This window comes from Streptomyces sp. NRRL S-37 (assembly GCF_000721605.1).
Lineage (GTDB): Bacteria > Actinomycetota > Actinomycetes > Streptomycetales > Streptomycetaceae > Streptomyces.
Window position 1 is genome coordinate 19,978 of sequence record NZ_JOIZ01000041.1, and the last position, 9,725, is coordinate 29,702.

General features: G+C 72.1%; 9 protein-coding genes. 7 read left to right on the plus strand and 2 right to left on the minus strand.

Features of this window, described 5'->3' with window-relative positions; translation table 11 throughout:
• Positions 1–43: 43 nt before the first annotated feature.
• Both IH50_RS0135745 and IH50_RS0135750 read right to left on the minus strand, forming a co-directional pair.
• On the minus strand, positions 44–1,411 hold the full coding sequence (locus IH50_RS0135745) for a polysialyltransferase family glycosyltransferase (protein WP_051767582.1): 1,368 nt from the start codon (positions 1,409–1,411) through the stop codon (positions 44–46).
• Positions 1,408–2,388 carry a glycosyltransferase family 2 protein gene (locus IH50_RS0135750; protein WP_030872303.1) on the minus strand — a complete coding sequence of 327 codons (981 nt, stop codon included), beginning with the start codon at positions 2,386–2,388 and terminating at the stop codon, positions 1,408–1,410. Before IH50_RS0135750 ends, IH50_RS0135745 begins: the two co-directional genes overlap by 4 nt.
• A 198-nt stretch (positions 2,389–2,586) precedes the next feature.
• On the opposite strand from IH50_RS0135750, the gene IH50_RS0135755 reads away from it, so the two are divergent.
• The 7 genes from IH50_RS0135755 (at position 2,587) to IH50_RS0135785 (ending at position 9,571) form a co-directional block, all read left to right on the plus strand.
• A complete protein-coding gene (locus tag IH50_RS0135755) occupies positions 2,587–3,894 on the plus strand; it encodes a DUF6716 putative glycosyltransferase (protein ID WP_030872306.1) in 1,308 nt (435 codons plus the stop codon).
• Positions 3,895–3,926: 32 nt separating this feature from the next.
• On the plus strand, positions 3,927–5,189 hold the full coding sequence (locus IH50_RS0135760; RefSeq protein WP_030872308.1) for an N-acylneuraminate cytidylyltransferase: 1,263 nt from the start codon (positions 3,927–3,929) through the stop codon (positions 5,187–5,189).
• A 14-nt stretch (positions 5,190–5,203) separates the two neighbouring features.
• Positions 5,204–6,142 (plus strand): N-acetylneuraminate synthase family protein, encoded by a 939-nt coding sequence (locus tag IH50_RS0135765; protein ID WP_030872313.1) that lies wholly within the window; start codon positions 5,204–5,206, stop codon positions 6,140–6,142.
• A gap of 47 nt (positions 6,143–6,189) precedes the next feature.
• Entirely contained in the window at positions 6,190–7,254 is a 1,065-nt protein-coding gene (locus tag IH50_RS0135770) for a hypothetical protein (RefSeq protein WP_030872315.1), read from the plus strand.
• A 124-nt stretch (positions 7,255–7,378) separates the two neighbouring features.
• Positions 7,379–7,576, plus strand: a complete 198-nt coding sequence (locus tag IH50_RS0135775; RefSeq protein ID WP_030872326.1) for a hypothetical protein — start codon at positions 7,379–7,381, stop codon at positions 7,574–7,576.
• A 9-nt stretch (positions 7,577–7,585) separates the two neighbouring features.
• Positions 7,586–7,990 (plus strand): type II toxin-antitoxin system VapC family toxin, encoded by a 405-nt coding sequence (locus IH50_RS0135780; protein WP_030872329.1) that lies wholly within the window; start codon positions 7,586–7,588, stop codon positions 7,988–7,990.
• A 351-nt stretch (positions 7,991–8,341) separates the two neighbouring features.
• The gene (locus tag IH50_RS0135785) at positions 8,342–9,571 is read left to right on the plus strand and encodes a M20 family metallopeptidase (protein ID WP_030872342.1); all 1,230 of its coding nucleotides are present in this window, start codon (positions 8,342–8,344) and stop codon (positions 9,569–9,571) included.
• The last annotated feature ends 154 nt before the right edge of the window (positions 9,572–9,725 follow it).

The window sequence follows — 9,725 nt, forward strand, 5'->3', positions numbered from 1 at the left end:
GGGCGGGAACCGCCGTGCCGCCCCCGGCCCAGCTGGGCTTCCTTCACTGCTCACCGGTGGGAGCGGAGGCCGCCCGCCGGCGTGCCACCGCCCGCCGCAGACCCCGTGCCTTGCGTGCGACCCGCCGTACGGTGGCGTTGCGCGGCAGGAAGCCCAGCTGGGCCGGAATCCCGCCCGGCAGCCCCAGGGACGTCAGCCGCTTCTTCGTGAAGTACCCCAGGGTCCCGTCGTCCAGCCGCGTCGACAGATACCGCTCGGTCCCGGCCCGCAGCTCCGGGAGGATCTTCGGCTGCATCGCGAACCCGACGGCCCGCACGAGGTCGCCGAGCGCCTCGGTGTCCATGCTCCCGCGCCGCTCCGCGACGGCCGCGCGGTCGTCCGGCGCGGGCAGCAGCGCGTGGACGATCGTGACGGGGACGCGGTTGCTGTTCTCGTACGGCGTCAGCCGTTTCAGCAGCGTGTCCGTGCCGACCCGGGCCACCGGCAGACCGTACAGCTCGGACGCGGTGAGCAGGGCCGTGGAGAAGCAGCCGACGACCAGCGCCGGACGCATCCGCTGGTAGAGCACCTCGGCGAGCACCGGGGTGTCCAGCACCGTGAGATCGGCACCGAGCCGCTCGGCCTCCCGCTCCAGGGTGCGGGTGAAACGGGCCGGGGCCGTGGGGTGCGGCTTGAACAGCACCCGGGTGCGGCCCAGCTCCACCGCGCCCTTCAGCATCCGTACGTGCAGGTCCTCCTCCTCCTCGACGGAGAGGATGCGCAGCGCGGACAGGTACTGGCCCAGCAGCAGCGCGGGCTCCTCCACCTCCGGCAGCCCGGCACCGGTGTCGACCAGCTCGGCGAGCACCTTGGTGAACGCCGGGGTCGGCACCACCTCCGGCGCGACACCGAACTCGGTGAGCAGCAGCGGCCGCAGCCCCGGCACCAGGTCCAGGTGGAGCAGGCGCTCCACCCGTGTGCCGACCAGCGGATCGATCTTGTTGCGGGTGGGGCCGTAGCTCATCAGGCCGTCCGCGTAGACGGTGACGGGCGCGTCGGTGAAGATCTGCGCCACGCCGAGGGCCGGGTTGACCTGGATGGACTCCACCGCGAGCGCCACGTCGTCGTCACCGATGTTCCAGGCCAGCCGCAGATACCGCTCCCACAGGGGCACGTCGTCCACCCGCGGTTCCCAGCCACCGGGATGGAAGGGGAAGACGGCCTCGTTCCACGACACCACGTCGTCGAAGCGCGACCGCAGCCGCTCGAACCCGGGCATCTCGTCGACGGAGGGTGTCGTCTCCGGCGTCACCGCGTTGTTGGAGACCAGCAGGATCCGCCGGTCGGCGGGTGCGAAGCAGCCCGCGTCGAGAGCGGCGGCGAGCGTGGCGGTGCCGTACAGGGTCGACGCCATGAAGATCTGTGTGCTCACGCCGCCACCTCCGCGGCCGGCACCGGACGGCGGCGCAGCCGGCGCAGCCGCCCGGCGCGCTCGGCGTCCATCGAGCCGAGCGCGTCGTCGAGGACGTCCTGCGGCATGCGCCGCAGAGCGGCGGCACTCATCACCTTCAGCCTCCTCGCCACGGACGGCTCGAACCTGTCGACGGCGCCCAGGTGGTGGGCGATGATCGCGCAGTACGTGCGCACGGCCTTCGGCAGCAGCGCCGCCGCCTCCGGGTCCCTCGCGGTCTCCTCGATCACCTGGTCGAACGCGCGGATGAAGTCGAGCTGCCGGGCGTCGCCGATCTGCGTCAGCGACGAGGTGACGCCGCGCCGGTAGAAGACCCCCAGCAGGCTGGTCACCGCGAAGGACTCCGCCTCCCGGTGCAGCTTCCAGATCCAGGGCCGGTCCTCCGCCGTGCGCAGCCCGTCGGTGAAGTGCAGCAGGCCGCGCTCGACCAGACGGCGGTGGTAGACGCCCGCCCAGGCATAGGCGTAGTCGACGGACGTGGTCCGGTGGGCGGGCAGGATCGCGTCGCGCGGCCGCAGCACCACATTGCGCCGGCCGTGCGGGACGCGGTGCACGGTGCGGGCCCGCGCCGTGCACTGCACGTGATCGGTGCGGACGAAGTCGCAGCCCAGCGCCTCGATCGCGGCGACCAGCCGGGCGTAGTAGCCGGGCGCCAGCCAGTCGTCGCCGTCCATGAAGGTCAGGTACTCGCCACGGGCCCGGTCGATGCCGGTGTTGCGGGCGGTCGCCAGGCCCCCGTTCCGTTCGTGTCTGACCAGGACCGCCCCCTGCAGTTCATGTTCCGCGCGCGAGAGAAGGTCTGCGGTTCCGTCGGTCGAACAGTCGTCGACGAGAATGAATTCGAAGTCGTCGCGCGCATTGGCGCGCAGACTTCGCAGGGCATCGAGGGCGTATTGCCGCACATTGTAGAACGGCACGATCACGGAAAGCTTCGGCACCCTCGAAACGCTAGGAGACGGCCGGACAGGAGAACTTTCCGACGGGCGTACACAGGGTGAACTCGATGTGTCGGAATGGTGCATCGCTTGTGCTTCCAGGAAATCCGCGGGCCGGTTCGGCTTTCGGTGGTGTGTTGTTAACTTCTCGTTGATTCACGGTTGGGCCATGCCTAGAATTCGCTTCCTAGCGTCTTCGACGTGCCAGCAAGTGCAACGAAGCCTCTCAGGGTCGCGGTCCTCGCGGATTCCGACACCCGGTGGAAATGGGGCGCGCTCACCGCGAACCGCGTCGCTCCGCGCGGAATCCTCCTCGACGGATTCCTGCTGCGGGGCCGCGCCACCCCCACCGCCCGCCAGCTCGGCGAGGTCGGCGTCACCGCGGACTCGCTCCGCGAGGTCACCGCCGTCGAGTTCCTGCGCGCGATGCGCGAGGAGTCGTACGACCTCCTCGTGCTCGCCCTGGTCGGCGGCGGGGTGCAGGCGATGCTGCACGGACTCAAGCGCGCCTGGGAGGACCGGCCGCGGCGGCCCGTCGTCGTCACCGGATACGTCGGTGTCGTCTACGAGAAGCTCGCCGACGGTCTGCTGCTGCGCCACGGTGCCGACCTGGTGCTCGCCAACTCCCGCCAGGACGCGGACCGTTTCCGCGCCGTGTACGAAGGCGTGGGCGCCGACGCCTCCTCGGTGACCGAGGTCGCGCTGCCGTTCCTCGGCGGGGCCGCGTACGAGGGCGAACACGACCCCTATACGGTCGTGTTCGCCGCCCAGCCCTCCGTCCCGGACAGCCGCAGGGACCGTACGTACCTGCTGGAGCGGCTGGTGCGGCACGCCCGCCGGCACCCCGGGCGCGAGGTGCTGCTGAAGCTGCGCTCCAAGCCCGGTGAACACACCACGCACATCGAGGAACTGCCCTACCAGAAGCTCGCCCAGCGGCAGGACCTGCCGCCCAACTTCCGTCTGGTCTACGGGCACATGGGCGAGGTCCTCGACCGGACCGACCTCCTCGTCACCGTCAGCTCCACGGCCGCCCTGGAATCGCTGCACCGCCGCATCCCGACCGCGGTCCTCACCGACCTCGGCATCCGGGAATCCCTCGGCAACCACCACTTCCTCGGCTCCGGCTGCCTCGCCTCCTGGGACCAGCTCGACGACGGACACCGCCCGGAGCCCGACCCGGAGTGGGTCGCCCGGCAGGGGGTCGCGTCGGACGGCTCGTACGGGACGGCCTTCGACGCGGCCCGCGCGCGCATCGCCGGGCTGCTCGGCCGGCCCGGCGGACTGCCGCCCCTCACCCCGTACTACACGCCCGTCACCGCGCCCGGCTACCTGCCCGGCATTCTCGCCCGCCACCACCTCGGCCCGGACGGCACCCCGCTGCCCGGCGCCCCCGCCGCCGACCGGGAGCCCGGACCGGTCCGGCAGATCGTGCGCCGGGCGGCGCGCGGCGCCTACCGGCACGGCGTGCAGCGCGTGGCCCCGGTGATCCGCCGGATGGGCGAACTGTGACCGGCCCGACCCCTGCTCAAGGAGCTGATCCCATGTCCCACCCGCCGACGGTGCGCCGTGTGCTCGCCGTGATCCCCGCGCGCGGCGGCTCCAAGGGCGTACCCGCGAAGAACCTCGCCCCCGTCGGCGGCGTCCCCCTGGTGGCGCGCGCCGTCCGCGAGTGCCGCGCCTCCCGGTACGTCACGGACGTCGTCGTCTCCACCGACGACCAGGCCATCGCGGCCGCCGCCCGGCAGGCCGGCGCCGAGGTCGTGCTGCGGCCCGCCGCCATCGCCGGCGACACCGCCACCTCCGAGGCCGCCGTCCTGCACGCCATGGACACCCACGAGGCCCTGCACGGCGCCCCCGTGGACGTCGTCCTGCTCGTGCAGTGCACCAGCCCCTTCCTGCTCCGCGAGGACATCGACGGGGTGGCCGCCGCGGTCACCGACCAGGGTGCCGACACGGCGGTGACGGTCGCCCCGTTCCACGGCTTCATCTGGCGCGACGGGGCGGACGGGGCGGCCCCGGCCGGTGAAGTGACCGCCTCCGCCGACGCCGGCCTGACCGCCACCGGAGGCCACGGCGTCAACCACGACAAGTCCTTCCGCCCCCGCCGTCAGGACCGCCCCCAGGACCTCCTGGAGACCGGCGCCGCCTACGCCATGGACGCGGCGGGCTTCCGCGCGCACCGGCACCGCTTCTTCGGCCGTACCGAACTCGTCCGCACCGACCCGGCCCGCGTGCTGGAGATCGACGACCCGCACGACCTCGCCCGGGCCCGCGCCCTCGCCCCGCTCTTCGACGCGGAGCGGCCCGGCGCCCTCCCGACCGCCGACGACATCGACGCGGTCGTCCTCGACTTCGACGGCACCCAGACCGACGACCGGGTGCTGATCGACTCCGACGGACGGGAGTTCGTCTCCGTGCACCGCGGGGACGGACTCGGCATCGCGGCCCTGCGCCGCAGCGGCCTGAGACTGCTGATCCTGTCCACGGAACAGAACCCGGTCGTCGCCGCCCGCGCACGCAAGCTCAGGCTCCCCGTGCTGCACGGCATCGACCGCAAGGACCTCGCACTGAAGCAGTGGTGCGAGGAGCAGGGCATCGCGCCGGAGCGCGTGCTCTACGTCGGCAACGACGTCAACGACCTCCCGTGCTTCGCCCTCGTCGGCTGGCCCGTGGCGGTCGCGAGCGCCCACGACGTCGTACGCGGCGCCGCACGCGCGGTCACCACCCTCCCCGGCGGTGACGGCGCGATCCGAGAGATCGCCGGCTGGATCCTCGGTCCCTCTCTCGATTCCCTCCCCAAGTAAGGAAACGCCAGGTCATGAGCACCAACTCCCGCATCCGCACCTTCGGCACCCGCGAGGCCGGCCCCGGCCGCCCCGTGTACGTCACCGGCGAGATCGGCATCAACCACAACGGCGACATCGAGAACGCCTTCAAGCTGATCGACGCCGCCGCCGAGGCCGGCTGCGACGCGGTCAAGTTCCAGAAGCGCACCCCGGAGATCTGCACCCCGCGCGACCAGTGGGACATCGAGCGCGACACCCCCTGGGGCCGGATGACGTACATCGACTACCGCCACCGCGTGGAGTTCGGCGAGGACGAGTACCGCCAGATCGACGAGTACTGCAAGAGCAAGAACATCGACTGGTTCGCCTCCCCGTGGGACACCGAGGCCGTCGCCTTCCTGGAGAAGTTCGACGTCCCCGCCCACAAGGTGGCCTCCGCCTCCCTCACCGACGACGAGCTGCTGCGCGCCCTGCGCGCCACCGGCCGCACGGTCATCCTCTCCACCGGCATGTCCACCCCGAAGCAGATCCGCCACGCCGTCGAGGTCCTGGGCAGCGACAACATCCTGCTCTGCCACGCCACCTCCACCTACCCGGCGAAGGCCGAGGAGCTGAACCTGCGGGTCATCAACACCCTCCAGCAGGAGTACCCGAACGTCCCGATCGGCTACTCCGGCCACGAGACCGGCCTGCAGACCACCCTCGCCGCCGTCGCCCTCGGCGCCGTCTTCGTCGAGCGCCACATCACCCTCGACCGCGCCATGTGGGGCTCCGACCAGGCCGCCTCCGTCGAGCCGCAGGGCCTGCAGCGCCTGGTCCGCGACATCCGCACCATCGAGGCCTCCCTCGGCGACGGCGTCAAGAAGGTCTACGAGTCCGAGCTCGGCCCGATGAAGAAGCTGCGCCGCGTCACCGGCGTGGTCGCCGAGGCGGAGATCGCCGCCGCCGCCGGCGAGCCCCTCGCCGTCTGAAGCCACCGAACCCACCCATCCCTTACGACGGGAACGGTCGTACGTCGATGAGCCCCCGCGCCGGCCGGTCCGGCCCCCACACTCTCGCCTTCGTCGAGAGCCCGGTACAACTGCTCAACGTGCTGGAGTGGGCGCACGCGCATGCGCCCGGCGTGGGGCTCACCCTCGTGGTGCTGTCCCCGGTCGACCCCATGACCCGCGGCCAGCTGCGCCGCATGGCGGAGCTGGCCCGCGAGGAGGGCCACGAGGTCCGCTGGGAGGAGGCGCGGGGAGGAGCAGGCGCACCGTTCCAGACGGTCGGCGGTCTGACCGTCCCGCTCCGCCGGGCCGCCCGCGTCGTCCTCGGCGACCCCTTCTCCCGCTACGTCCAGCTGCTGCTGACGATCACCCGCGCCCGCGAGGTCGTCGTCGTCGACGACGGCACCGCGACCATGGAGTTCGTCGGCCAGCTCGCCCGGGGCGAACGCCTGGTGCGCTGGCACCGCAAGGGCGGCCGCCCCGGCCCCCGCGAACTCGTCCTCGCCCCCGTGTCCGCCGCCGCCCGGCGCCGGCTCACCCCCGGCGCGAACCGCACGGTGGAGGTCTTCACCTCCATGCCCATGGAGGACACCCCGCCCGGCGTCACCGTCAGCTCCCACACCTTCGCCTGGACCCGGGACCGCTTCGGCCCGCCCCGCGTCACCCGGGGCGCCGACATGGTCGGCACGTCCCTGGTGGAGACCGGCGTGGTGGACGCCGACGCCTACCTGGAGGCCGTACGCGCCCTGGCCGCCACGCACGGCGCCAAGCGCTACTTCGCCCACCGTCGCGAGAGCACGGAGAAGCTCCACCGGCTCGCCGTCGGGACGGGGCTGGAGATCGTCCGCCCCGAGCTGCCGCTGGAGCTCATCGCCCGGCGCGGCCCCATCGGCTCCACCGTCCTCAGCTTCCCCTCCACGGTCGTCCACACCCTCCCGCTGGCCCTCGCCGGCACCGGTGTCCGCGTCGTGGTGTGCGACATAGACCCCGCCTGGCTCACCGCGCACGCCTCCCCCCGCGCCCAGGGCTTCCTGGCCAACGTCACCGACACGGCCAGGTCCGCCCACCACCTGCGGACGGTCCCGGCGGTCTGAGCCCCGGACGCCGGAAGGGAGCGGGTGTTCGGGCGCTCGCTCATGTCGGCGAAACCTGATGGCACCAGGTGAGAGCGCCCGTATGCTGGCCGTTGAGCCGGTTCTCGCCTTGCTGGAGGTCCCGATGAGCACGCCCGCATCCGACGGCCTCGGCCACCCGCAGCCGAGGCCACGCGTGTCGGTCGAGGAACTGCTGGCGGCGAAGAACACCCAGCCGATCCGTTCCCTGGACGACCTCGCCGCCGACACCTTCGAGTCGGACGAGGAGCTGGAGGAGTTTCTCGCCTTCACCTACGCCGAGCGCCGGCGCGACGCCGCCTGAGCCCGCCGCATGCAACCCGTCATCCTCGACACCGACGTCGCCTCCCTGCTGCACAAGCGCAAGCTGACCGGACCACTGGCGACCCGCCTGATCGGCCGCAAACCGCTGATCACCTTCGTGACCTACGGCGAGCTCACGAAGTGGATGGAGATCCGCCACTGGGGCACCCGGAGCCGCCAGGAACTCGCCGACTGGCTTGCCGACGTCCCTGTCCTTCCGGGCGACGAAGCCGTCGCCGCCACCTGGGGGCGTCTGTCCGCCGCCGGGATACAGCGTGGCCGGCCCCGCCCCGCCAACGACATGTGGATCGCCGCCAGCGCCCTCACCTACGACCTGCCGCTGGCCACTCTCAACCTCAAGGACTACGAGGACTTCCGCCTCCATCACGGCCTCCGCGTTCTCGGCGCCGAGTAGAGGCGGTATACCGGTGACGCCACCGGACTCCCCGATGGCGGGTGCCTCGGACCGGAGCTGCCCCCGCACCGCGGCCGGCATCCGCCGAATGAACCGGCCCGCGTGCCCTCGGCCGATCGTGGTAACCGTGAGGAGTGGACGGGTGCCGGAACCATGTCCCGGAGTGTGATCGGCCTCATGGACCGGCAGGCCAACGGCCTATACCCTCGCAAAAAGGCGGTGAGTGTACCCACCTCAATACACAGCTATGCGTAGGGCAGCCGGATTTTCTCCCTCCAACGGGCTGATTTTTCTTGATCGGGGGGCAGCGGACGGCTCCGGCGCCCTACCCTTCAAAGGGTGAAACCACTGATGTCACTGGAGTCCGAGATCGATCTCCCCGGGGGAGCGGTGCTCCCCGGCGCGCTGCCCGAGGCCCTGCGCGCCGAACTCGTGGCCTTCCGGCGCGACCTGCACATGCACCCGGAACTCGGTCACCAGGAGTTCCGCACCACCGCGGCGATCAAGGAACGCCTCGAGCAGGCCGGCCTGAAGCCGCGCGTCCTCTCCGGCGGCACCGGTCTGGTCTGTGACATCGGAACCGACGACGAGGCCGGCACGGACTCGGCGATGCTCGCCCTGCGCGCCGACATCGACGGCCTGCCCATCCCCGACATGAAGGCCGACTGCCCCTACCGCTCCACCGTGCCCGACCGGGCCCACGCCTGCGGCCACGACGTGCACACCACCGTCGTGCTCGGCGCCGGCCTGGTCCTCGCCGAACTGCACCGCCAGGACCTGCTGCCCCGCCCCGTGCGGCTGATCTTCCAGCCCGCAGAGGAGGTGCTGCCCGGCGGCGCCGCCGAGGTCGTCGAGGACGGCGGACTCGACGGCGTCGGCCGGATCCTCGCCGTGCACTGCGACCCCCGCGTCGACGCGGGGAAGATCGGGCTGCGGGAGGGCGCCATCACCTCCGCCTGCGACCGGCTGGAGATCGCCCTCGACGGCCCCGGCGGCCACACCGCCCGCCCGCACCTGACCACCGACCTGGTCACCGCCGCCGCGCGGGTCGTCACCGACGTGCCCGCGCTGGTCGGCCGCCGGGTCGACAGCCGCAGCGGACTCGCCGTGACCTGGGGCCGGGTCGAGTCGGGCCACGCTCCCAACGTCATCCCGCAGCACGCCGAGCTGTCCGGCACCGTGCGCTGCCTGGACCTGGAGACCTGGCGGCAGGCCCCCGACGTCGTGGTCGCCGCCATCGACGAGGTGGCCAACCTGCACCGCGCCAAGTCGGAGATCACCTACGTGCGCGGCGTCCCGCCGGTCGTCAACGAGGCCGGCGCCACCGAGCTGCTGCGCGACGCCATGATCGCCCGGCGCGGAGCCGACTCCGTCGAGGGCACCGAACAGAGCCTCGGCGGCGAGGACTTCTCCTGGTATCTGGAGCACGTCCCCGGCGCCATGGCCCGCCTCGGCGTCCGCCCCCCGGGCGAGCGCACCGTGCGCGACCTGCACCAGGGCGACTTCGACGTGGACGAACACGCCATCACCGTAGGAGTGGAACTCTTCACCGGCGCAGCCCTTTTGGACGCCCTGCGCTAGAGGTCCCAGCCCCTCTGCCCAGCCCAGCCCCTCTGCCCAACCCAGCCCCCTCTGCCCAACCCAGCCCTTCCGGCGTTTGAGGAGCGGGGTCCGGGGCCTGTCTCTTATACACATCTCCGAGCCCACGAGACAGGCAGAAATCTCGTATGCCGTC

Excerpts from the sequence above, each read along its gene's own strand:
- IH50_RS0135765 (WP_030872313.1), top strand. The coding sequence starts at position 5,204 with ATGAGCACCAACTCCCGCATCCGCACCTTCGGCACCCGCGAGGCCGGC.
- IH50_RS0135785 (WP_030872342.1), top strand. The coding sequence starts at position 8,342 with ATGTCACTGGAGTCCGAGATCGATCTCCCCGGGGGAGCGGTGCTCCCC.
- IH50_RS0135780 (WP_030872329.1), top strand. The coding sequence starts at position 7,586 with ATGCAACCCGTCATCCTCGACACCGACGTCGCCTCCCTGCTGCACAAG.
- IH50_RS0135760 (WP_030872308.1), top strand. The coding sequence starts at position 3,927 with ATGTCCCACCCGCCGACGGTGCGCCGTGTGCTCGCCGTGATCCCCGCG.
- IH50_RS0135770 (WP_030872315.1), top strand. The coding sequence starts at position 6,190 with ATGAGCCCCCGCGCCGGCCGGTCCGGCCCCCACACTCTCGCCTTCGTC.
- IH50_RS0135775 (WP_030872326.1), top strand. The coding sequence starts at position 7,379 with ATGAGCACGCCCGCATCCGACGGCCTCGGCCACCCGCAGCCGAGGCCA.